This is a genomic window from Diaphorobacter sp. HDW4A, assembly GCF_011305995.1.
Lineage (GTDB): Bacteria > Pseudomonadota > Gammaproteobacteria > Burkholderiales > Burkholderiaceae_C > Diaphorobacter_A.
Genome location: NZ_CP049910.1, coordinates 2,410,089 through 2,435,047, shown reverse-complemented (window position 1 = coordinate 2,435,047; position 24,959 = coordinate 2,410,089). Strand labels below are relative to the sequence as shown.

At 61.9% G+C, this 24,959-nt stretch carries 24 protein-coding genes, 2 pseudogenes and 1 other annotated feature; of the genes and pseudogenes, 18 read left to right on the top strand and 8 right to left on the bottom strand.

The annotated features are described in order from the left end of the window. Positions 1–19: 19 nt before the first annotated feature. The 4 genes from G7047_RS10950 to G7047_RS10935 all read right to left on the bottom strand — a co-directional run bounded on the left by G7047_RS10950 (position 20) and on the right by G7047_RS10935 (position 3,087). Complete coding sequence (locus G7047_RS10950) at positions 20–346, bottom strand: helix-turn-helix domain-containing protein (protein ID WP_166304873.1); 327 nt, start codon at positions 344–346, stop codon at positions 20–22. A 207-nt stretch (positions 347–553) separates the two neighbouring features. Next, positions 554–1,318 carry an SDR family oxidoreductase gene (locus tag G7047_RS10945; RefSeq protein ID WP_166304870.1) on the bottom strand — a complete coding sequence of 255 codons (765 nt, stop codon included), beginning with the start codon at positions 1,316–1,318 and terminating at the stop codon, positions 554–556. 99 nt (positions 1,319–1,417) lie between these two features. Then, positions 1,418–2,101, bottom strand: coding sequence for a hypothetical protein (locus G7047_RS10940; RefSeq protein ID WP_166304867.1), 684 nt, complete (start codon positions 2,099–2,101; stop codon positions 1,418–1,420). 14 nt (positions 2,102–2,115) lie between these two features. Further along, positions 2,116–3,087: a 5'/3'-nucleotidase SurE gene (locus G7047_RS10935; RefSeq protein ID WP_240939451.1), complete on the bottom strand. Its 972-nt coding sequence runs from the start codon at positions 3,085–3,087 to the stop codon at positions 2,116–2,118. A gap of 209 nt (positions 3,088–3,296) precedes the next feature. On the opposite strand from G7047_RS10935, the gene G7047_RS10930 reads away from it, so the two are divergent. From G7047_RS10930 to G7047_RS10850, 17 genes are all read left to right on the top strand, one after another. Then, a complete protein-coding gene (locus G7047_RS10930) occupies positions 3,297–4,031 on the top strand; it encodes an SDR family NAD(P)-dependent oxidoreductase (protein ID WP_166304861.1) in 735 nt (244 codons plus the stop codon). Between the two features lie 11 nt (positions 4,032–4,042). Then, positions 4,043–4,822: an SDR family NAD(P)-dependent oxidoreductase gene (locus G7047_RS10925; RefSeq protein ID WP_166304858.1), complete on the top strand. Its 780-nt coding sequence runs from the start codon at positions 4,043–4,045 to the stop codon at positions 4,820–4,822. A gap of 24 nt (positions 4,823–4,846) precedes the next feature. Next, the gene (locus G7047_RS10920; RefSeq protein ID WP_166304855.1) at positions 4,847–5,482 is read left to right on the top strand and encodes a nuclear transport factor 2 family protein; all 636 of its coding nucleotides are present in this window, start codon (positions 4,847–4,849) and stop codon (positions 5,480–5,482) included. 20 nt (positions 5,483–5,502) lie between these two features. Further along, a complete protein-coding gene (locus tag G7047_RS10915; RefSeq protein ID WP_166304851.1) occupies positions 5,503–6,582 on the top strand; it encodes an alkene reductase in 1,080 nt (359 codons plus the stop codon). A gap of 287 nt (positions 6,583–6,869) precedes the next feature. Continuing rightward, positions 6,870–7,775: a VOC family protein gene (locus G7047_RS10910; protein WP_166304848.1), complete on the top strand. Its 906-nt coding sequence runs from the start codon at positions 6,870–6,872 to the stop codon at positions 7,773–7,775. 77 nt (positions 7,776–7,852) lie between these two features. Continuing rightward, positions 7,853–8,731, top strand: a complete 879-nt coding sequence (locus tag G7047_RS10905; RefSeq protein ID WP_166304845.1) for a CoA transferase subunit A — start codon at positions 7,853–7,855, stop codon at positions 8,729–8,731. Between the two features lie 15 nt (positions 8,732–8,746). Next, a complete protein-coding gene (locus G7047_RS10900) occupies positions 8,747–9,520 on the top strand; it encodes a CoA-transferase subunit beta (protein ID WP_166304842.1) in 774 nt (257 codons plus the stop codon). Position 9,521: 1 nt separating this feature from the next. After that, positions 9,522–10,442: an enoyl-CoA hydratase gene (locus tag G7047_RS10895; RefSeq protein WP_166304839.1), complete on the top strand. Its 921-nt coding sequence runs from the start codon at positions 9,522–9,524 to the stop codon at positions 10,440–10,442. Beyond that, positions 10,439–11,548 (top strand): nitronate monooxygenase family protein, encoded by a 1,110-nt coding sequence (locus G7047_RS10890; protein ID WP_166304836.1) that lies wholly within the window; start codon positions 10,439–10,441, stop codon positions 11,546–11,548. The genes G7047_RS10895 and G7047_RS10890 overlap by 4 nt, the downstream gene beginning before the upstream one ends. A 51-nt stretch (positions 11,549–11,599) precedes the next feature. Then, entirely contained in the window at positions 11,600–12,358 is a 759-nt protein-coding gene (locus G7047_RS10885) for an enoyl-CoA hydratase family protein (protein WP_166304833.1), read from the top strand. 31 nt (positions 12,359–12,389) lie between these two features. Further along, positions 12,390–13,544 carry an acyl-CoA dehydrogenase family protein gene (locus G7047_RS10880; RefSeq protein WP_166304830.1) on the top strand — a complete coding sequence of 385 codons (1,155 nt, stop codon included), beginning with the start codon at positions 12,390–12,392 and terminating at the stop codon, positions 13,542–13,544. A gap of 21 nt (positions 13,545–13,565) precedes the next feature. Beyond that, positions 13,566–14,723 carry an acyl-CoA dehydrogenase family protein gene (locus tag G7047_RS10875; RefSeq protein ID WP_166304827.1) on the top strand — a complete coding sequence of 386 codons (1,158 nt, stop codon included), beginning with the start codon at positions 13,566–13,568 and terminating at the stop codon, positions 14,721–14,723. Then, a complete protein-coding gene (locus G7047_RS10870; protein WP_166304824.1) occupies positions 14,720–15,874 on the top strand; it encodes an acetyl-CoA C-acetyltransferase in 1,155 nt (384 codons plus the stop codon). The genes G7047_RS10875 and G7047_RS10870 overlap by 4 nt, the downstream gene beginning before the upstream one ends. Before the next feature lie 112 nt (positions 15,875–15,986). Further along, positions 15,987–17,501: an amidase gene (locus G7047_RS10865; RefSeq protein WP_240939450.1), complete on the top strand. Its 1,515-nt coding sequence runs from the start codon at positions 15,987–15,989 to the stop codon at positions 17,499–17,501. A gap of 32 nt (positions 17,502–17,533) precedes the next feature. Further along, entirely contained in the window at positions 17,534–18,409 is an 876-nt protein-coding gene (locus tag G7047_RS10860; protein ID WP_166304818.1) for an SDR family oxidoreductase, read from the top strand. Between the two features lie 218 nt (positions 18,410–18,627). Further along, positions 18,628–19,791, top strand: coding sequence for an acyl-CoA dehydrogenase family protein (locus G7047_RS10855; protein ID WP_240939449.1), 1,164 nt, complete (start codon positions 18,628–18,630; stop codon positions 19,789–19,791). Continuing rightward, positions 19,788–20,969 carry an acyl-CoA dehydrogenase family protein gene (locus G7047_RS10850; RefSeq protein ID WP_166304815.1) on the top strand — a complete coding sequence of 394 codons (1,182 nt, stop codon included), beginning with the start codon at positions 19,788–19,790 and terminating at the stop codon, positions 20,967–20,969. The genes G7047_RS10855 and G7047_RS10850 overlap by 4 nt, the downstream gene beginning before the upstream one ends. 152 nt (positions 20,970–21,121) lie before the next feature. Here the strand turns inward: G7047_RS10850 and G7047_RS10845 are convergent, their stop codons facing one another. From G7047_RS10845 to G7047_RS10830, 4 genes and pseudogenes are all read right to left on the bottom strand, one after another. Further along, entirely contained in the window at positions 21,122–22,183 is a 1,062-nt protein-coding gene (locus G7047_RS10845; RefSeq protein WP_166304812.1) for a PAS domain-containing protein, read from the bottom strand. Between the two features lie 14 nt (positions 22,184–22,197). Beyond that, positions 22,198–22,815, bottom strand: a complete 618-nt coding sequence (locus G7047_RS10840; protein ID WP_240939448.1) for a hypothetical protein — start codon at positions 22,813–22,815, stop codon at positions 22,198–22,200. Next, positions 22,814–23,481: pseudogene (locus G7047_RS10835) on the bottom strand (IS3 family transposase); the annotation flags it as partial. The pseudogene G7047_RS10835 and the gene G7047_RS10840, both read right to left, overlap by 2 nt. Then, positions 23,204–23,320: a sequence feature (AL1L pseudoknot), on the bottom strand. It overlaps the preceding pseudogene by 117 nt. Continuing rightward, a pseudogene (locus G7047_RS10830) lies at positions 23,480–23,634 on the bottom strand (IS5/IS1182 family transposase); the annotation flags it as partial. The pseudogenes G7047_RS10830 and G7047_RS10835, both read right to left, overlap by 2 nt. 263 nt (positions 23,635–23,897) lie before the next feature. On the opposite strand from G7047_RS10830, the gene G7047_RS10825 reads away from it, so the two are divergent. Beyond that, a complete protein-coding gene (locus G7047_RS10825; protein ID WP_166304809.1) occupies positions 23,898–24,767 on the top strand; it encodes a hypothetical protein in 870 nt (289 codons plus the stop codon). Positions 24,768–24,959: the final 192 nt, after the last annotated feature.

The window sequence follows — 24,959 nt, the reverse complement described above, 5'->3', positions numbered from 1 at the left end:
GGCATCGAGCAGCCCATGGCTACGCAGGATGTGCGTGACGGCGCTGGGCGCAACGCACAGTTGGCGGGCATCCTGCAGCACGCGCGAGAGCTTGCGTCCGCCCCCAAGTGGGGTGCTGCTGTCGCAGCTGCACGACCGCGTCCTGCACATGGGCCGGACTCAGGCGAGGCGAGCTCAGGGGCCTGCGGCTGTGATCGACCAGCGATGCACGATCGCAGCCGCTGCTGCGAAAGCGCGCCAGCCACTTGTAGCCCGTCTTGGGACTGATCCCGAAGCGCCTACACAGCTCGCGCACGTTGGCTGACTCAGCAAGGGCCAGCATCACGAATTCTTGACGCAAGGACACGGTACTCCCCTCCATCCAGATCATGGTTGTCTCCCGGGCTTGAACACCCCGGAAGCGTTACCTATGTCTTGGAACGGGTGTTACCCATGTCTTCCGTCTATACACGAGACAAGGAAAAGTAAGTCGCCAGATGGGGGCGAGACACGGCCCAGCAGCGTAAAAAGCAGAACAGCTAAAGAGCGATTCAAAGCCCGAATCGCACCCCCGTCACAACCCCATTCCCAGAATCGAATTGTCCGCATGCAATTCGCTCCCGCTCATCACACTCGACGCATCGCTGGCCAGAAACGCCACCAGTTCCGCAATGCGCTCAGGCGTGTACGCACGCCCAGCGCGGTTGTGCTCCGCATCATGCAACACCATTTCGCGCGTCACCCCCTTGGGTAGCGAGGCCTGCATCATCGGGGTGTAGATACCGTCGGGATGAACCGAGTTGGCGCGAACGGCGTAGCCTTGTTTGCGGCAATGCAACGCCGTGGCGCGGGTGAGGGCGGATACCGCTGCCTTGGTTGCGCTGTAGCCGGCGTAGTTGTCTACCGGCAGCCAGGATGAGACAGAGGCCATGTTGATGATCGAGCCGCCGCTGGCCTTCATGGCCAGAATGCCTTGCTGGCAACCGATGAAGACTGATTCGGTGTTCACATGCAGGAGCTTCTGAAAGTCCTGCAGTAGGCCGGTTTCCATGTTGCCGCGCAGGAGGATTCCGGCATTGTTGACCAGTACGTTGATCGTGCCGAAGGTGTTCTGCGCGAACTCGATGGCCTGTGTCCACGAGGTTTCGTTGCTGACGTCATGGTGAACGAAGGCGGTGCGGGAACCCAGTTCTTCGGCGAGTTGCTTGCCTGCAGCGTCGTTGATGTCGCTGATGATTACGCTGGCGCCGCGCGCATGCAGGAGCTTCACTACCTCCTGGCCTACGCCGCTGGCGCCGCCGGTAACGAGTGCGATCTTGTTGGAGAGGTTCGTGTTCATCTTGTGGATGCTTTCTGGCATATGGGAAGAAATGAATGGGATGTAGATGTTTGAAGAGCGCAAGGGCCGCCACTCCTGCGGCCCTTGCGTTGAAGTCGCCTATTTTGCGAAGGCCCAGAGATCCTTGAGACTACCGCCGTCGGTGCTTACCAAGCGGAACGATGCGGGGGCATCGTCCTGATCGCGTACCGCCACGCCGCTCCAGGAACCTGTCAAGCCGCTGCAGTTGCTTTGGGTGATGCTCAGCGCGAGCAGCTGGGGCATGGTTGATGCGCCCAGTTGGCCCTTGATTTCACAGCTGGATGCTGTGACTGGGGAGATTGCACCGTTGGCGTCGATGCTGAACTGTGTTCTGCTGCCGTTGGCAAGGCGGATTTCGTAGGCGCCCGCCAGCGTTGAGGTGGCAAATGCGTTTGCGGGGATGGATGCGGTGTGTTTCACGACGGGATCGGTGGAGGAGTCCGTGCTGCTGGCCGTTCCAGCGATGCGCCAATGCGTGCTGTCGACGCCCTTGGTATAGACCCTTGTCACGCGTGATTGGTCGTCCTGCAGCATCAGCAGGGTGGTTTTTCCGTCACTGCCGACGTAGTACTTTCCCACTTGCAGGCTGCCGCTGACCTCGGTAGCGACGACGTAGGCACCGGTGCTCAGGCCGGGCATGTCGATGTTGGCGCTGGCGGATCCGCTGTTGCCGCCGCCACAGCCGGACATCAGTGCGGAAGTGGTGGCGAGCAGGGCTGCTGCGGGCAGGAGGTTGAAGAGTGATGGTTTTTGGGACTTCATCGCAACGCTCCTGCTCACGGCTTGGTGGTGTTGACGGTATCCATTTTCATGCGCAGCCATTCTTGCGCTGCGGGGCGGTGGTCAAACGCGAGCTGCATGGCGACTACCGAGATCCGGTCGCTGATCACGACGGATTCGTCTTCCTTTTGTTCCGCCGTGGCCTTGGCGGGGTCGTTGCGCGTTGCAAGGCGATAGCCGTATGGCGCGGTGGATTGGAAGCCCAGTTCGTAGAGGTTGAAGGTGCCGATGCGTGAGAAAGCGAACGTCGATGTGGCGCTGAAGTTGCTCGGGAAGTTGACGTTCAGCGCTACGCCCTTGGGAAGAATGCCCGTGCTGGTGCGTTGTGCGTTGAGCGACTGGATCAGCTTGAGGGTCAAATTGGCGGCGGTCTGGGATTGCGGGTTGGCGAGGTTGGTGTCGTCGATGGCATTGGAGCTGACGCTGAATGCCATGGCCGGAATGCTGCGGATCAGCGCGAACTGCGTGATGCCGATGGTCCCCGAAGTAATGTTGAGTCCGCCAACGTTGGAGCCTTCGTTGGGACCAGAGACCACCAGATCGGGTGCCTTGCCCCAGCGCTTGGCGGCCGGGACGTCGAGGCCGTACATCAGCGCCATCACGGGCGTACCGTGCGCGTAATACCAATCGCCATTGTCATAGCCGCTGCGCGTCATGGCACCGACCGAGGGCTCGCCGGTCTTGGCCGCGCCGTTGCGGCAGCCACCGTTTTTGGTGATGTCGGCGTCCTGCGTGGCGACGAGTTTGTCGGTGCTGTACATCACCACGCCGCCACCGCGCCCGCTTTGCTGGGTGCAGGGCACCGAGACGATGACGTCGTGTCCGGCGCCCTTCAATGCGTCATACAGCGCCTTGACGTTGCTGGTCAGGCCGTCGTCGTTGCTGACGACGATGTTGAGGGCGTGGGCTGGGAGGCTGAGCGCCGAGCCCAGGGCCAGAATCGCCAGGCAAGTGGTATTTTTTCTCAAAATATGTCTCCGTCTTATCTGTGTATGTGAGTTTTGCGAAACCGCGTGTACAAAGGGCTTCCGAGGGGTTCGGCAGTCCTTGTGGACGAGGTCCGGCGCTACTTTATGAGAACTGCGAGACCTCTTCATAGTCTCATCGGACGATGGTTGACCATGCATTTTTTTCTACTCTTGACAGGTCTAAACATTCATGTCAACAGGAGACAAAAATGCGATTGAATGGAAAGGTGGCGGTTGTCACGGGAGCTGGTCAGGGCATGGGCCGCGCGATTGCGCAACGCTTTGCCGACGAGGGCGCCACCGTGGTGGCGGTGGATCTGAACGAACAGGCCGCCAAGGACACACTGAATGGCCGTGATGGCAAGCACATTGCACGTTCCGTGAACGTGGCCGACAGCAAAGCGGTGGCCGCGCTGTTTGCCGAAATCAAAAGCAGCTTTGGCCGCGTGGATGCGTTGGTGAACAACGCTGGTGTGGGTTCGGTCGACCAGTTCGCCGACATTCCCGATGAGACTTGGGCGCGCGTGATCGGCGTGAATCTCAACGGCGCCTTTTACTGTGCACGCGAGGCGGTCAAGGTCATGCAGGAGACCAAGTCGGGCGGTGCGGTGGTCAACATCTCCAGCACCTCGGCGGTAAGCGGCGATGGCCCGGCGCACTACTGCGCATCGAAGGCAGCGCTGATGGGCCTCACGCGCGGCATGGCCAAGGAACTGGCGCCTCAGGGCATCCGTGTGAACACGCTGGTGCCAGGCCCGACCAACACGCCAATGATGCAGGGCATTCCCCAGGAATGGGCCGACGCGATCATCAAGGGCGTGCCCATGGGCCGCATGGCTGAGCCCGATGACATCGCCAAAGTGGCAGTGTTTCTGGCCAGCGACGACAGCGGTTTCGTGACTGGCCAGAACGTGGCGGTCAACGGCGGCAGCGCCTTTCTGTAAGGAGTTTCGAGATGAGTAGCAACAGCAAAAAGCGGTTGGATGGCAAGGTCGCATTCGTGACCGGTGGCGGCTCCGGCATCGGTGCGGCCACGGCCGAGCGTTTCGCGCAGGAAGGCGCAACGGTGGTGATCTGCGGTCGCCGCAAGGAACCGCTTGAAGAGGTGGTCTCGCGCATCAACGCCGCCGGCGGCAAGGCCGAGGCGGTGGTGGCCGATGTGGGCAACGAGCAGCAGATCGTCGGCGCGCTTGAGCAGACCGCGCAGAAACACGGCACGCTTGATGTGCTGGTGAACAACGCCATGGCCTACACCTGGGGCGGTATCGATGCTATGACCACGCAGGACTGGCATGCCAACTTCACTACGTCGGTGGACGGCACCTTCTGGGGCACACGTACCGCGCTCAAGCTCATGAAGGACAAGGGGGGCTCGATCATCAATGTGAGCTCGATCTGCGGCACGCTGGGCACGCCCTACATGTCGGGTTACTCGGCGGCCAAGGCCGCGATCATCAACTTCTCGCGCGCCGCAGCGGCGGAAGGTGCCGCAGCGGGTGTGCGCGTGAACGTGGTGATTCCGGCCGTGGTGGAAACGCCTGCAACCGCGGGCATGCTGTCCGACGACGCGTCGCGCAAGAACACCGAGAAGCTGATTCCGATGGGCCGCGTCGGCCAGCCGGTCGAACTGGCGAACGCCGCGCTGTTCCTGGCGAGCGACGAGTCCAGCTACGTGACCGGTGCGGCGCTGCCGGTGGATGGCGGCCGCTCTGCAGTGCTCGTCACCGCGCTTTGATTTGACGACAAGGAGACCGCTGCAATGAGTCAATGGCCATCGACGCTCGAAGAGCGCATCGACCGACTGGAATCGCTGGACGCCATCCGCCAACTGGTGGGCAAGTATTCGCTGTCGCTCGACATGCGCGACATGGATGCGCACGTCAACCTGTTCGCGCCGGACATCCGCGTCGGCAAGGAGAAAGTGGGTCGCGCGCATTTCAAAGGGTGGCAGGATTCCACGCTGCGCGACCAGTTCACCGGCACCTCGCACCACCTTGGGCAGCACATCATCGAGTTCGCGGACAAGGATCACGCCACCGGCGTCGTCTATTCCAAGAATGAGCATGAGTGCGGTGCCGAATGGGTGATCATGCAGATGCTGTATTGGGACGACTACGAGCGCATCGATGGTCAGTGGCTCTTCCGCCGCCGCCTGCCGTGCTACTGGTATGCAACGGATCTGAACAAACCACCGATCGGCGACATGAAGATGCGCTGGCCGGGCCGTGAGCCCTATAGCGGCGCGTTCCACGAGTTGTTTCCGAGCTGGAAGGAGTTCTGGGCGAACCGCCCCGGCAAGGACGAACTGCCCGAGGTGGCCGCGCCCGCACCGCTCAACGAATTCCTCAAAACCATGCGCCGAGGGGCGCCCGACCCGCGCATGCGCGTGCGTTGACTGAGGGGAGAAACTTCACCATGACCCAAACCTTGTTCACCCCGACGCAGTTCGGCCGCATCACGCTGCAGAACCGCATCGTGATGGCGCCGATGACGCGCAACCGCGCCACGCCGGAAGGCCTCGCGACGCCCATGATGGCCGAACACTACGGCCAGCGCGGCGACGCGGGCCTGATCGTGGCCGAAGGCAGCTGGCCCGAAGTCACCGGCCAGGCCTACAACCGCCAGCCAGGCATCGAGACCGCAGGGCAGGTTCGCGCCTGGCAACGCGTGACCGATGCTGTGCATGCACGCGGCGGCAGCATCGTGCTGCAGCTCATGCATTCGGGGCGCATCGGTAGCCACCACATCAAGCCTGCGGGCGTGCGCACCGTGTCGGCATCCGCCATCAAGGCGCAAGGCCAGATCTGGACCGATGTCGCCGGTATGCAGGATTTCGACCCCCCCATTGCCTTGAGCACCGAAGAGGTGAAGGCTGTCATCGCCATGCATGCGCAATCCGCGCAACGCGCCATCGATGCGGGCTTTGATGGGGTGGAGCTGCACGGCACCAGCGGCTATCTCAGCATGCAGTTTCTGAGCTCATCCACTAACCAGCGCAGCGACGAATACGGTGGCAACGCGGCCCATCGCGCCCGCTTCGCTGCAGAGTGCCTGGGCGAGATGTCAGCCTGCATTGGTGCGGACCGCGTGGGCCTGCGCCTCAATCCCGGCAACACCTACAACGACACCAGCGACGAAGACTCGGCCGCCACGCACGCCGAACTCATGCGCCAGGCGGCGGGCATCGGCATCGCTTATCTGCATGTGATGCGCGCGGCCGTGCCCGAGATCGACGCATTCGCGCTGGCCCGCCAGCACTTCGGCGAGAACCTGATCCTCAACGACGGTTTTGACGCCAGCTCTGCCGAAGCCGCCGTGGCTGCAGGCGAGGGCCGGGCCGTGTCATTCGCCCGCCATTTCATCGGCAACCCCGACCTCGTGCGCCGCATGCGCGAGGGCCTGCCGCTGTCCAAGTTTGATCGCAAGACGCTCTATACCGATGGAGAACAAGGCTACACGGACTATTTGTCCGTGGGCAGTGCCGTGGCTGCATGAGCGTTGTTGACCGGGTTTGCGAGTAGCGGCGCGGTTGGATGTGAGCCTTGCCATGCCCGGTGGCAGGCCCTTGTCCTTGTGTTGGGTTCGCCCTCGTGCCTGGTCAAGCTACCCTAAATGAAAGACAGGGTTAGCCCTAGGACCCTTGTGAAACAAGGTGAGGTTGCTACGTTTTTAGAGAAAACCAGTACTTCTCGTTAGTCTCAACGGACGATGTTGAACAGCCCTCGCATCTTCAGAATTCACACCATCACTCATCAGAACCTTGGGTTGGAGGCCCTGCCGTCATGATGGAAATCCGTGGACTTGCCTATATCGTTGCCGAGAGCACGAACCTCGATCAATGGAGCACTTACGCCAAGGACGTGCTCGGCATGATGGCCACGCCGGTGGGCGATGGCACGCTGCATATCAAGATGGATGAACGCCAGTTTCGCTTCCAGGTGCAGGCGGGCAGCAAGGATCGTTATCACGCATCCGGTTGGGAGTTGCTCAACAAGGTCGCTTTCGACGCGGCGCTGAAGGCGCTGGATGACGCCAAGATCGCCTACGAGCTGGGCAGTGCCGAGTTGTGCCGCCAGCGCTGCGTGCAGCAGATGGCCGTGCTGTTCGATCCAGCGGGCAATCGCCATGAAGTGGTGTGGGGTTTCAAGTCGGACTTCAAGCGCTTTGCTTCGCCGCAGGGCGTATCCAGCTTCGTGACGGGGGACTACGGTCTTGGTCACACAGTGCTGCCCGCGCCTGACTTTGAAGCCACCGTGGCGTTTGCGCGCGATGTGCTGGGCTTCGAGACGTCTGACATCTACAACTTCAAACCTGCAGGCGACGCGGGCCCGACGGTTCGCATCCATTTCTTCCACTGCGCAAATGGTCGCCATCACAGCCTGGCGCTGGCCGAATTCCCGGTGCCAAGCGGCTGCGTGCACGCGATGGTCGAAGTGGAAAACATGCCCGAAGTGGGCCGTGCGATGGACCGCATGCAGCAGGGGCAGGTGCAGCTCACCGCCACGCTCGGTCAGCACACCAACGACCGCATGACTTCGTTCTACATGAAGACGCCATCGGGCTTTGATCTGGAGTACGGCTACGGCGGCGCGATTCTGGATTGGGAACAGCACATCGTGCACGAGTTCACGGCTGTGAGCCTCTGGGGCCACGACTTCACGGTGGGGCGCGTGGCGCAGACCGCCTGAGCGGGCTCGGTGCACAGACAAGAGACAAGACAAGCTGGAAAAAACAAGGCAACTGGGTAGATCGGAGAGTAAGAAAAATGGTCAACAAGGTCATGAGTGCGAAGGATGTCGTCGCTTCCATCCAAGATGGAATGACGATCGGCATCGGCGGCTGGGGGCCACGGCGCAAGCCGATGGCGCTGGTGCGCGAGCTGCTGCGCAGCGATGTGAAGGATCTGACCGTGGTGTCGTATGGCGGTGCCGATGTGGGCATGCTGTGCGCGGCGGGCAAGGTCAAGAAGCTGATCTTCGCGTTCGTCACGCTGGATTTCATTCCGCTGGAGCCGTACTTCCGCAAGGCACGCCAGAACGGTGACATCGAGGTGGTGGAGGTCGACGAGGGCCAGATGCTGCTGGGCCTGAAGGCCGCCGCCATGCGCGTGCCCTACATCCCTACACGCATCGGTCTGGGTACGGATCTGGTCAAGCACAACCCGCAGATCAAGGTGATCGACTCGCCATACGACAGCAAGGAATGGGTTGCGATGCCTGCGCTGAATCTGGATGTGGCGCTGCTGCATGTGGACAAGGCCGATGCGCGCGGTGTGTGCCAGATCAGCGGGCCCGACATGTACATGGACGACCTCTATGCACGTGCGGCGAAGAAGACTTTCGTGAGCTGCGACGAACTGGTGGAGACCAGCGCATTCGACTCGGCCGAGAACTCGCGTCTCGTGTTCTGGGAACGCTCGGAGACCACGGGCGTGGTGCACCTGCCGTGCGGCGCGCATCCCACGTCGTGCGGGCCGGCTTACGGCTTTGACACCAAGCACTTCAAGGAGTACGCGACCGGCGCCAAGGAAGAGTCCGGCTGGAGCGACTACGTGGCCAAGTATGTGAATTGCACCGAACAGGAATACCTGGACAAAGTGGGCGGGGCGGATGCGATCAAGCGTTTGCCACTGCCGGTGTTTTGAGAGAGGGAGGCGAGGATGAGCAGTGAAGTTTCTTTGGTCGATCGCATCATCTGTGCTGCGGCGCAGGCGTGGAAGGACGATGGCGAGGTGCTGGCGACAGGCATCGGCCTCGTGCCGCGCCTGGCCGCGTCGCTGTGCATGAAGTCCGTCAACACGGACATCATGATGACGGACTCCGAGGCCTGGATCGTGAGCGAACCGGTGCCGGTCGGCCCGCGCGGCGACTACAAAATCAAGCGCGAGACGTGGATGGGTTTCTCGCGCATTTTCGACAACGTGTGGGGCGGCAAGCGCCACGCGATGGTGGGGCCGGTGCAGGTGGACCGCTTCGGTCAGGCCAATATTTCGATGGTGGGCGGCGACTACGCACGTCCCAAGTCGATGATGCTGGGCGTGCGCGGTTTTCCGGGTAACTCCATCAACCATGCGAACTCGTTCTTCGTGCCCAACCACAGCAAGAAGGTGTTCGTCGAGGGCGAGGTGGACATGGTCGCGTCGGTGGGCTACAACCCCGCGCGCCTGCCCAAGGGCTGGGCGCTGGAGGAGATGACCGACATCCGCTTCATCTTCACCAACCTGTGCGTGCTGGACTTCGGCGGCCCGGATCATCAGGTGCGTCTCGTCTCGCTGCACCCCGGCGTGACGGCGGCGATGGTGCAGGAAAACACGGGCTTCCCGATCTTCCTGCCGGAGAGCGTGCAGACCACGGCCGCGCCAAGCGCCGCGCAACTGGCGCAGCTGGCCGAACTCGATCCGCACAACCTGCGCGCATCCGCCCTGGGAGCATGACATGCAAAGCCCTGCCAACACAGCACCGGAGGCGAGCGAGTTCGTCACGCGCGAGGACAACGCGGTCTACGAAACCGACGCGCCCGTTCTCTACGAAGTGAAGGACGGCATCGCCACCGTGACGATGAACCGCCCCACGTTCAACAACGTGCAGAACTCGCAGATGACCTATGCGCTGGACGACGCCTTCCGCCGCGCGGTGGACGACGACGCGGTCAAAGTCATCGTACTTGCTGGCAGCGGCAAGCATTTCAGCGCGGGCCACGACATCGGCACGCCCGGCCGCGATATCAACAAGAGCTTTGATCGCAAGCATCTGTGGTGGGACCATGTGAACAAGCCGGGCGGTGAGCAGCTGTTCGTGCGTGAGCAGGAGGTCTATCTCGGCATGTGCCGCCGCTGGCGTGACATTCCAAAGCCGACCATCGCGATGGTACAGGGCGCCTGCGTCGCGGGCGGGCTGATGCTGGCGTGGGTCTGCGATTTCATTGTTGCGAGTGAGGACGCGTTCTTCCAGGACCCGGTGGTGCGCATGGGCATTCCAGGGGTGGAGTATTTCGCGCACGCCAACGAGATGCATACCCGCATCGCCAAGGAATTTCTGATGCTCGGCGAGCGCATGAGCGCCGGGCGCGCCTACGAGATGGGCATGGTCAACCGCGTGGTGCCGCGCGCCGATCTGCAGGCGCAGGTGCTGGCGATGGCCGAAAAGCTGGCCGCGCAGCCGCGCATGGGCCTTGCGCTCACCAAGACCGTGATGAACCGCGCAGAGGAGCTGCAGGGCCTGCGCGCGACGATGGAGATGGCCTACGGGTATCACCACTTCGCGCATGCCCACAGCCTCGCCATGGGCGCGGGACACCTCGGCGGGCACGATGCCAAATCGATGGCGCGCGCCAACAAGGAAGAGGCCAAGTCATGAGCGATCCGATCAAGGACTCCAACTCCTTGCGCACGCCGCTGTGCGATCTGCTGGGTTGCCGCTATCCCATCATCCAGACCGCGATGGGCTGGGTGGCGGGTGCCGATCTGGTGGTGGGTACGACGAATGCGGGTGGCTTCGGTTTTCTGGCGGGTGCAACGATTGCGGCCGACCAGATCGAGGCCGAGATTCTGAAGATCAAGCGCCTGACGGACGACCGTCCGTTCGGCCTGAACTTCCACATGTTCCAACCGAATGCGCAGCAATTGCTCGATCTGGCGGTGAAGTACCGCCTGCGCGCGGTGAGTTACGGCCGGGGGCCGGACAAGAAGGTGATCGGCCGCCTGCGCGACGCGGGCATCGTCTGCATGCCCACCGTGGGCGCGCTCAAGCATGCGCAGAAGGCGATTGAAATGGGCGCCAACGTCATCACCGTGCAGGGCGGCGAGGGCGGTGGCCATACCGGTAGCGTGCCGACCACGGTGCTGCTGCCGCAGGTAGTGGATGCGGTCGATGTGCCGGTGGTGGCCGCCGGCGGCTTCTACGACGGGCGCGGTCTGCTTGCGGCGCTGGCCTTTGGTGCGCAGGGCATTGCGATGGGCACGCGCTTTTTGATGACCAGCGATTCCAAGGTGCCCGACGTGACGCTTGAGCGCTACGTGAAGACGAAGGACGCCGAGAAAATCGCGATCTCGTATCTGGTCGATGGCATGCCCCAGCGCATGATTCCCAACGAATACCTCTCGATGCTCGAGAAGGCCAGCCCGATGAAACGGCTGCGCATCGCCATCGATCTCGCACTCAAGTGGAAGGCCGAAACCGGCATGACCACGGGGCAGGCGATGAGCATCTTCATGAAGGCGCTCAAGGAAGACTCGTCCTCGGTCGCCCAGACCGTGATGGCGGCCAACGCGCCGATGCTGCTGCAGAAATCCATGGTTGAAGGTAATCCGGCGGACGGCGTGATGTCGGCCGGTCAGGTGGCTGCGTTGATCGGGCGTCTGGACAGCTGCGAGACGGTGATCTCCGGCATCGTGCGCCAGGCGCTGGAGCGCCGCAACGCGCTCAACCAACTCAATCAGTTCAATCAGATGGCGGCGGCCTGAACCGACGACAACGAACAACGAACAAAAAGACAAACCGAAAGAACCGCATCCATGTCTTCGTCACAGTTCCATTCAAGAATTCATGACAACGGCGTCGCCGAACTGGTGATCGACCGTGCTCCCGTCAACGCGCTCAACGCTGCCGGCTGGAACGGCTTGGCGAGAGAAATCGAATCGCTCGGCAACAACCCGCAAACGCGCGTGATCGTGATCCGCGCCGAGAACCGTGGCTTCTGCGCGGGCGTGGACATCAAGGAGCTTGCCGCCAACGACAAGCTGATCATCGATGTGAACGCGGGCAACTACGCCACGTTCAAGGCCGTGCACCTGAACAAGGTGCCGGTGATCGTGGCGGTGCACGGCTTTGTGCTGGGCGGCGGCATCGGCATCTGCGGCGCGGCGGACATCGTGATCGCCGCCGAGGACGCGACCTTCGGCCTGCCCGAGGTGGACCGCGGTGCCATGGGCGGCGCGGCGCATCTGCAACGCATGTTTGGTGTGCAGAAGACGCGCTACCTGTTCTTCACGGGCGAGATGATCGGAGCGCCTGAAGCGCTGCGCCTTGGCGCGATTGAGCGCGTCGTCAAGCGCGATGAGCTGCGCGACACCGCCATGGAGATCGCCGCCAAGATCGCCGCCAAGAGCCCAGCGATGGTCCGCATCGCCAAGGAGGCGCTGACCGGCATCGAGGACGGCAATCTCGAAGACAAGTATCGCTGGGAGCAGGGCTTCACCCTGCAGGCCTACATGAGCCCCGATTCTGCAGAGACACGCGATGCCTTTGTGGAAAAACGGGAAGCCACATTCTGACCACTGCTCGCGCATCGAGGAGATTTTCACCATGGATTTGACCTATACCCCCGCGCAGCAGGCATTTCGCGCGGAAGTGCGCGCCTGGCTCAAGGACCACGTGCCGCGCGAGAAGCTCGCGAGCTACGACACCCGAGAAGGCTTCGAGCAGCACCGCCAATGGGAAGCCACGCTGGCCGAGGCTGGCTACAGCAGCGTGACCTGGCCCAAGGAACTCGGCGGTCGCGGCTGCGACCTCAACGAGTGGCTGATCTTTGAAGAGGAATACTGGGCCGCCGACGCGCCCCATCGCGTGAACCAGAACGGCATTCTGTTGCTCGGCCCGACGCTCATGGAGTTCGGCACCGAAGCGCAAAAGGCACGCTTTCTGCCACGCATGGCACGCTGCGACGAGATGTGGGCCCAGGGCTGGTCCGAGCCGAACGCGGGCTCCGACATGGCCGCGATCTCGAGCCGCGCGATCCGCACGGGCGACAAGTACGTGCTCAACGGCCAGAAGATCTGGTCCACCCGCGCTGTGTTCGCCGACTGGTTGTTCGGCCTGTTCCGCAGCGATCCGCAATCGAGCCGCCACCACGGCCTGAGCTACATCCTCGTGCCGCTCAAGTCCAAGGGTGTGACGATCCGTCCGATCCGCGACATCGGCGGCAAGGAGCATTTCGCCGAGATCTTCTTTGACGATGTCGAAGTGCCGGTCGAGAACCTGCTGGGCACTGAAGGCAAGGGCTGGAACGTGGCGATGGCCACGGCCGGTTTCGAGCGCGGCCTGCTGCTGCGTTCGCCCGCACGCTACCAGCGCAGCGCGCAGAAGCTGATTGAGCTGTACAAGCGCCATCAGGCCGATGCCGACCGTGACTCGTCGATTCGCGACGCCGTTCTGCGTGCCTGGATGGGCGCGGAAGCCTACACGCAATCGTCCTTCCATACCGTGGGCCGCCTGCACAAGGGCGCGCAGATCGGTGCGGAGGCCAGCACCAACAAGATTGTCTGGTCCGAGCTCGACATCCTGATCCATGAGACCGCCATGCGTATTCTTGGCCCGCGCGCCGAACTGCTGGAGGACGACGAAGCCAATGAATGGCTCGAAGGCTTTCTGTTCTCGCAAGCCGGTCCGATCTACGCGGGCAGCAACGAGATCCAGCGCAACATTATCGCCCAGCGCCTGCTGGGTTTGCCCAAGTCCTGAACGCTGAGAGGAGCACCCCAAATGGATTTCACCTTCTCCGAAGATCAGATCGCTTTCCGTGACTCGGTCAGCCGATTCTTCATGACCGAAGCCGCGCCGGAAATGCTGCGCGAGGTGTGGGAAACCGACACCGGCCGCAGCCCCGAGTTGCGCGCCAAGATTGCTGAGCAGGGCCTTGGTGGCCTTTCCGTGCCCGAGGAATTTGGCGGCATGGGCCTCGGTGATGTGGACTGGGCCTTGCTATTGCAGGAAATCGGCTACTACGCACTGCCGGATTCGTTGATCGACACCGTGTATGTCGCAGCGGGCATGTTGAGCGAACTGCCCGCTGGGCATGCGGCACGCGCGCAGTGGCTGCCCGGTATCGCCGACGGCAGCATCCGCGTGGCCGTGGGTCACCCCATCAACCCGTGGGTGGCTGACGCCCAGCAGGCCAATCTGCTGCTGATGCCGCATGCCACTTGCCAAGGCCTTGAGTTGCACGCGGTGCTTCCATCGCAATGCACGATCACGCCGCTCAAGAGCATCGATACCTCGCGCCGTCTGTGCAGCGTGGAGTGGACGGCCACGCCCGACACCCGCATCGCCGCCGGAGCCGAGGGGCAGAAGATCTGGGACATGGCCGTCAACCGCGGCGCGCTGGCATCGGCCGCGCAGCTTGTCGGTCTGGCGCAGCGAATGGTGGACTTGTCGGTGGACTATGTCGCGCAGCGCAAGCAGTTTGACAAGGTGATTGGCAGCTTCCAGGCGGTGCAGCATCACCTTGCCAATATCGTCACCAAGATCGAGTTCGCCAAGCCCGTGCTCTACCGTGCGTTCTATGCGCTGCAGCACGGTGAGATGGATGCGGACACGCGTGTCTCGCACGCCAAGCTGGCCGCTTGTGACGCCGGCTGGTTTGCCAGCCGCCAGAGCATGCAGGTGCATGGCGCCATGGGCTACACGTGGGAAGTTGATCTGCAGATGTTCATGAAGCGTGCATGGGTGCTCGACGCCTCCTGGGGTGATCGCGGCTACCACAACGCGCGGCTTTCGCAGAGCCTGTTTCTCGATGCCAACCCGCCGCTCGGCCCCGGTAGCACTTTTGATCGTCTCGCGTCGCAAAGCGTGGGCAACAGCACGACAGCCGCCAAGACAGTGAACAACAACAGCAATGTGGCCGAGGAGGCAACGGCATGAGGGCAGAGGCATACATCGTTGACGCACTGCGCAGCCCCACGGGCAAGCGCAAGGGCTCGCTCGCGCAGGTGCATGGCGCCGATCTGGGCGCCCATGTGATCAAGGCGCTGGTGGAGCGCAACGAGATCCCTGCATCGGAATACGACGACGTGATTTTTGGCTGCGTAGACACCATCGGCGCGCTCGCGGGCGACATCGCGCGCACCTCGTGGCTGGCCGCGGGCATGCCGCTGAACGTGCCGGGCACGACGGTGGACCGCCAGTGCGGCTCGTCCCAGCAGGCCATCCATTTCGCCGCGCAGGCGGTGATGAGCGGTACGCAGGACGTGGTGCTGGCCGGTGGTGTGCAGACGATGTCGGCCATCCCGATCTCGTCGGCCATGCTGGCCGGGCAGCCGCTCGGCTTCACCACACCGTTCGCCGAGAGCAAGGGCTGGCAGGCGCGTTTTGGCGATGCGCCGGTCAACCAGTTCTATGCGGCGCAGCGCATTGCCGACCACTGGAATGTGTCGCGCGAGGAAATGGAGGTCTTTGCCAAGGAAAGCCACGACCGCGCGCTCAAGGCGATTGCGCAAGGCCGCTTCGACCGCGAGATCGTGCCGTTTGGCGACTTCTGCATGGACGAAACCGCGCGCCTGTCCACGCTGGAAAAGATGGCGACGCTGTTGCCAGTCGACCCTGCATACCCCTCGATCACGGCGGCAGTGTCGAGCTCCACCTGCGACGCGGCCGCTGCCGTGCTCGTGGTGTCGGAAGAGGCGCTCAAGCGTTACAAGCTCACGCCGCGCGCTCACATTCATCACTTGAGCGTACGCGCGGACGACCCGATCTGGCACCTGACTGCGCCGATTCCAGCGACCGAACACGCGCTCAAGAAGGCGGGCATGAAGCTGGATGACATCGACCTCGTCGAGATCAACGAAGCCTTCGCTTCGGTGGTGATGGCTTGGCTCAAGGAGACCGGCTACGACCACGCGAAGACCAATGTGAACGGAGGCGCGATTGCACTCGGCCATCCGCTCGGCGCATCGGGTGCCAAGCTGATGACCACGCTGCTGCACGAGCTCGAACGCACAGGCGGGCGCTTTGGTCTGCAGACCATGTGCGAGGGCGGTGGTCAGGCCAACGTGACCATCCTCGAGCGTTTGTGATCCTTGCGGTCGTTAGATAAAAAAAGCAACGAAGACAGACAACATGCAAGACCAGTCAGTTGATAACGCACACGGCCATCTTGATCGCCGCACTTTTCTGAAAGGCGCGGCCATGACCGCAGTTGCAGGCTCCATCGGCACCACGACATTCGGCGCGTCGGCTGCCACCAAGGCACCGGTCGACGCCATCGAATGGGCGGCGCAGATGCGCAGCGGTGCGCTCACGCCGCTCGAGGCGCTGGACGCCACGATTGCGTGCGTCGAGGCTTACCCCAAGCTCAATGCGGTGGTGCTGCGCGACTTCGATCTGGCGCGCGATCAAGCGAAGCAGCTTTCCGCTCTCGGCGCGGCAGCTCGTGCCGAAGCCACGGCTCACGCACCGCTTTGGGGCGTGCCGTTTCTGCTCAAGGACCTGGGCGTGACCATGCAGGGCACCGTCACCAGCCATGGCTGCCGCTTCTTCAAGGACGCGGTCGCGCCGGTGGATAGCACCATCGTCGCGCGCCACAAGGTGGGCGGGCTCAATATTTTCGGCAAAACTGCAGCGCCCGAATTCGGCATGACGACGACGACCGAATCGTCGCTCTACGGCATTACGCCCAATCCCTGGAACGCCAAACACACGACAGGCGGCTCGTCCGGCGGCGCGGCTGCAGTGGTGGCGGCGGGCATTCTGCCGGTGGCGCACGCGACTGACGGCGGCGGCTCCATCCGCATTCCGTCCTCGCACTGCGGTATGTTCGGCCTCAAACCCAGCCGTGGTCGCACCCCGACGGGGCCATTCAGTCTCGACGGCGCTGCTGGCCTGTCGGTTGGCCACGCGATCAGCCGCACGGTGCGCGACAGCGCCTTGCTGCTCGATCTGGCGGCGGGGCCCGAGGCGGGCTCGCGCGTGCGCCCGCCCAGCGATGCGGCGGGTACCTATCTGCAGGCGCTGTCGCTTGCGCCAGAGAAGAAGCTGCGCATTGCGATTTGGCGCAACAACTATTTCGGTCTGCCCGTGCATGCAGACTGTCTGGTCGCGCTCGACAAGGCTGCCAAGGCCTGCGAGGCCATGGGCCATGTGATCGAGGATAAGATGCCGGAGCTGCCGGTCGCTGAAATCTACGCGGGCATGGGCCCAGCGATGAGCGCTGGAATGCTGGTGGCCGTACAGGCGCGCGAAAAGCAACTGGGCCGTGTTGCGCGTGAGGACGAGTTTGAACCACTCGACTGGGCGATGCTGCAGTCCGCCAAGAGCGCTACTGCCGCGCAGCTGTTCCTGGCGCGCTCGGGTTTCGACCGGGCAGGGCAGTTGCTTGACCGATTCCTCTCGCAATACGACCTGATTCTCTCGCCGGTCACGGCCGTGCCGCCGCAGTTGCTGGGCGCGCTGCGCCTCGATCAGCCGTATGAAAGCTATGCACGCGAGGCAATGAAGTCGTCGGCGTTCACGTCGCTGTTGAACCTGAGCGGCCACCCAGCCATGAGCGTGCCCATGCACTGGACGGCGGAGAACCTGCCGATTGGCGCGCACTTCGTCGCCCCGTTCGGCGGCGAAGGCCGATTGCTGCGTCTTGCCGCACAACTCGAGCAGGCGCACCCATGGGCGCAGCGCATGCCGGACCTCAGCGGATTCAAAGCTTGAAGACGACACCACAAATCTAAGGAAATAGAAAAATGGGTATTTGCGATCAACGTACCGTGGTGATCACCGGTGCTGGCGGAGGCCTTGGCCGGGCCTATGCACTCGCATTCGCGAGCGAAGGTGCAAACGTGGTGATCAACGACATCCGCGCCGATGCCGCGCAGGCGGTGGCTGACGAAGTGATTGCTGCTGGTGGCAAAGCGCTGGCAAACGCGGGGGACATCACGACGATGGCGGGTGCGCAATCGATTCTTGACGCCGCCGTAGCTGCGTTCGGCGATGTGAATGTGCTGGTCAATAACGCGGGTGTTCTGCGTGATCGCATGTTCCTGAGCATCACCGAAGATGACTGGGACATGGTGATGCGTGTGCATCTGCGCGGGCACTTCTGCATGGCCAATACTTTGGGTCGTTACTGGCGTGAGCAGAAGAAGGCGGGCAAGACGGTGGACGCACGCATCGTCAACACGAGCTCCGGCGCGGGTCTGCAGGGCTCCATCGGGCAGAGCAACTATGTGGCGGCCAAGGGCGGCATTGCCAGTCTGACACTGGTGCAGGCGGCGGAGCTGGCTCGCTATGGGATTACCGTGAACTGTCTGGCTCCGGCTGCGCGTACTTCGATGACCGAAGGGGCGATGCCTGAGATGGTGAAGAAGCCGGAGTCGGGGTTTGATGCCTGGGATCCGTTGAATGTGGCGTCCATCGTGGTTTGGCTGGGGAGTTCGCTTTCTGCTCACGTGACGGGGCGGTGTTTTGAGGCCAAGGGTGGAGAAATCTCCGTGGCCGACGGTTGGTTTACCGGCACCATCCGCGACAAGGGGGCACGTTGGGAGCCTTCTGAAATGACGTCCGTTGTTGATCAATTGATTGTTGAAGGGCGCAAGCCTCAGAAGGTTTATGGGACCTGATGTTTGACGTTGGGTCTCAAAGCCTTGTGGCTTCGATTGGTGGGTCTTTTCAAGGCACCAATACAGCCCATCGTGCGTCGTTGCGACACCTCACCTGAAGGGCTGTATTGGCGTTAGGGTGGTCTGTTGAAAGGCTCTGCACGCTGTGGTGGCTGCTGGCTTCGCGGAGCAGGTTCAGGGCCACATCTCTTTTTCTCTATTCCATTTGAGTGCGCATCATGGACTTTGGTTTGAACGACGAACAACGCATGATTGCGGAATCTGCGGCGGTTTTCCTGGCGGAGAACAGTGCCAGCGCGCAGGTGCGAGAGGTGGTAGAGCGACACGGCGGTTTTGACCGGGCGCTGTGGCAGCAGGTGTGCGAGATGGGGTGGAGCACCGTGGCGCTGCCCGAGGCCGCGGGTGGCATGGGCCTTGGGCTCATGGAGCTGGTGCTGCTGTCCGAGCAAATGGGGGCGCATCTTGCTTGCGTGCCGTTCTTTGATGCGGTGGTGGCACCTGCTCCTTTGTGGCGGCATCTTTGCTCCAGCGATTCGGGGCTTGCCGTGGTGGAGCGGTTGGCGCTTTCGTCTAAGGTGTGTGTGCTGGGCATGACGGTGCGCGGTGCGCTGTCGGCCAGCGCGCGTGTGGTGGTCGATGGCTCTTCTCTGTTGCTTGAGGGCCGTTGGCAGCAAGTGGCGTCGGGGGCGGTGGCCGATGTGTTCATTCTTCCTGCGACGCTGCCTTGCGGGTCGCTGGCCTTGCTTGAGGTCGCTGCGGACGCGGCTGGTCTGTCGGTCGAAGCCCTGGTGACGGTCGATGGTACGCGCACGAGCGCGCATATCACCGCCAAGCAGGTGACGTTGGCGAGCAGTGCGGTGCTGGTGCAAGGTGATGCGTTGCATGCGTTGTGGGCCGAGCTGCGCAGCTTTGGGGCGATTGCGCTGGCGGCGGAACAGGTCGGAGTAGCCGAGCGGGCGTTGGAACTCGCGGTGAGCTACACCAAGGAGCGCATGCAGTTCGGCAAGGCCGTGGCGTCGTTCCAAGGCATCAAGCACCGCGCGGCACAGATGCTGGTGGGCGTTGAAATGTCGCGTTCTGCCGTCTACAGCGCGGCGGCGGCGGCCGATGCAGGGACCGTGGGCAATGCGCTTTTCATGTACGCCGCGCAGTCACGCACCGAGGCGACCGAGGCGGCGCTGTTCTCCACACGCGAATGCATTCAGCTGCATGGTGGCGTGGGCTTCACCTGGGAGTTCGATCCGCATCTGTACTTCCGCCGTGCGCAGACGCTGAGCCAGCGCATGGGCACGGTGGAGCAATGGCACGAGCAAGTGGCTGGACTTCTGCTCGACGATGAACCACAACAGACACAACAGCCAGCTGCGCTGGAGGCCGCATGAACGTGCAAGAAACCGAGATCAACGAAGCCTTTCGCGCCGAGGTGCGTGAATGGATGCATGCACACCTCACTGGCAAGTTCGCGCCGCTCAAGCACGCGAGCGGACTGGGTGCGGAGGGCTATGACGCCCAGCTCGCCAAGGAATGGGAGCAGGAGCTTGCCAAGGGCGGTTGGACTGGCATCGGCTGGTCGGCCGAGCACGGCGGACGTGGCGCGACGCTTGCACAGCAGGTGATCTATCATGAAGAGTACGTGAGCTGCGGCGGCCCCGGCCGCATCGGCCACATCGGCGAGACACTACTCGCGCCCACGCTCATGCATTACGGCACACCAGAACAGAAGGAGCGCTTTCTGCCTGGCATCCTGGCGGGCAAGGACTACTGGGCGCAGGGCTACTCCGAGCCAGGCGCGGGCTCCGACCTTGCTGCCATTCGCACCAAGGCTCGCATCGATCCCGCGACCGGCGAATGGGTGATCGAAGGCCAGAAGGTCTGGACTTCGTGGGCGCATGAATCCGAATGGATCTTCGTGCTCGCACGCTGCGATGAAGCTGTTGCTCCCGCAGCAAGTGGTGGTCGCCACGGCGCAATGGTGCTGCTGCTTGTACGCCTGAATCAGCCTGGCGTGGAAGTGCGGCCGATTCGCCAGATCACCGGCACATCTGAATTCAACGAGGTGTTCTTCGACGGCGCACGTACCGAAGCCAGCCTGCATCTTGGCCCCGTGGGCGACGGCTGGAAGGTCGCGATGTATCTGCTCGGCTGCGAGCGCGGCGCGTCCACGCTCGGACAACAGGCGCATTTCCGCTACGAGCTGAACCTGATCCTCGACCTTGCCCGTAAGAACGGCGCCGCCCGCAACCCTTTGTTGCGCCAGCGCCTGGCCAAGGCAGCGCTTGGCCTGCAGACGCTGCGTAGCCACGCGCTGCGATCATCGGATGAAGGCACCTCACAGCGCGTGGCGTCGGTCTCCAAATACGCGTGGTCCAACTGGCACCGCAACTTGGGCGAGCTGGCGATGGAAGTGTTGGGGGAAGAGGGAGAACTGCTGCAGAGCGATCCCGAGTTGCGCCCGCTTCAACAGCTTTGGCTCGTCAGTCGTGCGGACACGATCTACGCCGGCACGAACGAGATTCAAATGAACCTGATGGCAGAGAGAGCGCTCGGCATGCCGAGGTAAGGAATACCCCCTGAGGCGCCACGCGCGTTCCCCCGCTCTCGAATTGCTGCGCAACGCGGGCAGGGGGCGCAGTACTTGCTGCGAGGCTGCCCCTGCTTGGCTGCCCTCGTCAGGAGCGCGCCAGTTTTGTAGGCTGCAGGCTTGGTCTGGATTCAGTTCGGGCTTAACGTCACTCGTGCTGACAACAGGGTGCGGCCCGGCTTGGATTCGATGGACAGCACTCCGCCCACGCGGGAGATGCGGACTGACATCGAGCGCATGCCTATGCCCAGACCCGACGCGTTGACCTGCTCGACATCGAAGCCCACGCCGTTGTCCTCGATCTCGAGCTGCAACGTGTCGTCTTCAGGTTGTTTGAACGCGAGGCGCACATGCCGGGCTTGGCTGTGTTTGATCACATTGGTCAGCGCCTCTTCGATCAGTCGCGTCAGCGCCAGATACTGCATCGCATTGGGCGGTGTACGCCAGTCACGCGCAAACTCCCAATCGCAGTCCACATCCAGCACTTCGAACAGACTGTTGAACCGGTGACGCAGCGGTGCAAGCCATTCCTGCGGTGATGCAGGAACCCGTACCTGAGCCGAGGCATTGCTGTCGATGGTCTGGCGCAGATCGTTTCGGATCAGCTTGAGCATGGACAGCACCTGCGGCCGGGCCATCGCGCCATTGCCTTGCTCGACGGACGCGATCATGTAGACCAACGAGCCGCCCAGCCCGTCATGCAGATCCTGCGTGAGCCGCAGGCGCTCCTGCAGCCGCACGTTGGAGAGCCTCTGCTCCTCCAGCTCGGCACGCAGTTGCTCGGTTTTCTTCTGCGCGGTGATGTCGAACGTGAAGCCGATCAGTGCGGTGGGTTGCCCGTCCTCGTCGCACAGTACATGCACCACTTCACGTACCCAGACATAGCGGTTGTCCTTGGTCTGCGCGCGATACTCAGCCTCGTGGTCTACGCCGGCGAGGCAAAGCTCCACGCAGCGACCCACCGTCTGCTCACGCTCCTCCGGGTGAATGCGCTCGGCCCAATCGTTCACTGTATGCCAGCTCTCCGGGCTCCACCCTAGAAGGTCTTCGATCTGTGGGCCGATATAGGTGTATTTCTTGGACGCCCAATCGATCTTGAACGGAATCGCCAGCGTGGACTCCAGCAACGTCTGATACAGACGATTGTCTGAGTCAGGCTCTAGCGTGCGCAGGCGGGGACGTATATCGGACATGAGCGTTTTTTCCGTCACTTCAGAAGAGGATGTACTGTGGGCAATTCATTCCAGAACCAATGGAAATATCCGCCATCGGTTTGCAGCAATGTACGCGTTCTGACGCTGTCTTGCTCAATATCTTTCCAACACGCCAGCGCCGAGTTGCGGTTGCCATGCAGATCAATGTGACGCTGCCCTGCTAGTTTGGGCCTTGGTGGCACATACAGCGCCTTGCCACGCGGCAACCAAAGATCCGCGAGAAAGAGCTTATTCATGTCAGGCCAATAACGCCCCACGGAAATCACCAGCGGCAGGTCCAGATCCACTGACGCAAACACATGCGGAAAATTGTGATGTTCCAGATCGGTGCAAACCGTTCCCAACAGCCGCTGCCCCGTCCCTTGGTACGGCGAGCGGTGCCCGGCAAACATGCCGTACTCATAGTCGATCTGGTCCAGTGCCTGCACCGGGCTGCTGATGCGAAGGCCCTGATGCTTACCGAGCACCGCCGAGCCAAAAGCTTCGCGCCGCCTTCGCCTGCCAAGAAGCTTTGGACCACTTCCAGCTTGAACTCCGTTTTGTACTTCTTCATGAAACCCCTTGAAGTTTGTCCAACTTCTGGGGGGCAGTTCAAAACCGGGGCGATTCATCCACAACGAAGGCCACGTACAACCACCCCTGCCAAGTGGAGACGTAAGTGAAGTCCGACACCCACAGCTCGTTGGGGCGGCTGGCCTTGAAGTGCCGGTTGACGTGGTCCAGCGGGCACGGCGCCGATGGGTCCGGCGTGGTGGTGCGCACCGTCTTGCCACGGCGTACCCCTTGCAACCCCATGGCACGCATCAGTCGCTCCACCGTGCAGCGCGCCACCGGGATGTCCTCACGGTTCATCTGCAGCCAGACCTTGTCGGCTCCGTAGACCTGCCAGTTGGCGTGCCACACGCGCTGAATGTCAGCCTTCAAGCCTTCATCACGCAGGGCGCGCGCACTGCGCAATTGCGGATTGCGTTGCCGGGCTGCGTGGCGCCAGTAACACGACGGGGCCATGTGTAGCACCTTGCAGATGGGCTCGACCCCGTAATCATCACGGTGGGGGTCGATGTAGGCCCTCACGACTTGAGACGGCGGTCGAGCTCCGCCTGTGCAAAAAACGCGCTGGCCGTCTTCAGGATGTCATTGGCCCGGCGCAATTCCTTGACCTCACGCTCCAGTTCCTTGATGCGCTGCGCATCCGCGGTGGTGGTGCCGGGGCGCTGTCCGCTGTCGACCTCGGCCTTCTTGACCCAGTCGTTCAAGGTCTGTGGCACGCAGCCAATCCACAAACCATGAGCAGATGATCGCAGCGGCCAAAGACAAAAGTGCTCGAATCGGATACGCAGTTTGCCAAAGTCCGCAAACCAGCCATGTGCGCTCTTCACGACCCAGCGGTGTTTGCCAAGAGAACATACGCCGGACTGTAAGACGCGAGGCGCGTGAGGAGTGACTGAAGAGCTTTAAGAATATGAGGGCGAAAGTACTTTGGTGCGTACCTTCGAAACCAATCCTTGGGGGATTTACAAATTGCCGGTCTTCAACATAGAATGCTTCCGTGCGTTTGTCGACGCCTGCTGCTCACTATTCAGCCCACCTGGTTCGCCGGGACGACATGAGTATCTTGATCCGATTGTTCCAATGTTTCGTGGAGCACGGCAGTGAGCACCGAGTACATCCGCGACGACATATAGGAATACATATGCGATTCATCGCCACCACTGCCACGGCAGTCGAAAAGCTTAATCTTCAAGCCAAGAAACATCGTAAGAGCTCATGCGTAAGCTTGGCCTCGGCTCAAGACTTTGTAGCTCAGCAAAGCGGCTATGACCATTGGAAGCACGTAACGGTGTGCGCCGCGCAAACGGTGAAATCCAAGAGTTCTCCGATGCTTCCGCAATGGCTGGCTCAATCTCTAAACAGTGCGGGCAGCCGGGTTCCTGCTTTGGGTGATACGGAAAAAGCATTTGCTCACGGATTCATCTTTGCGATGGACGTGATAGATGCAGCCAGACTTGAGATAACAAGTGATTTCGTGGAATGCGCCGATGCGTGGTATCTCGTCGCCAGAAATTTGTGGCCAATTTTGATTCACTACCGTAGAAGTGAATCCAGTAAAACGTTGCTGGAGTCCATGACAAGCGATGAGCTGTGGCCCATTGCGCTGAATGATTTGCAAAACTACAGGTTCTTTCGATACATGGGGAAATCCGTACCAACGTCCTTGTTGCAAGCAACACAGCTTCTAAGGGTTCTGACCCCCTCCACGCCAACTCACCTGTGGCTAAACGGTGACTTTTTTCCGATCGAAAGTGATGATACGCGTTGGGGGGCGGGCCCCGCGCGTGACCAACGCACTCGCACGGAAAGATTTGGACACCTGTACACGGATGAGGATCTGAAATTAAACGAAATGCTCAAATCGACAGGTAGGTTCAAGCAAGAGGATGCAGACTTCTGGCTCTTCCAGTTGGAGAAAAGTACACCAATGGGACGTGCCCGATATCAATCACTGTCGCATGCGGTCCAAGTTAGGTGGGGGGATGCTGTGCCACTGCGATCTACGGTCTGATTTTGCGTCTAAATTGGGAAAGGCGCGCTCGCTGACAGGCATCCCGTTGTGAACCGCGCCATCCTCTGTTCCGTGAGTGTGCTTACTTCTTGGAGTTGATAAGCGCACCAAAACCCAGTTCAATTAGCAGGGCTCCTGGGCCAAAGATGTAGCCCGTTTTCCCCTCCCACATTGCTATCCAAGTTTGAGATC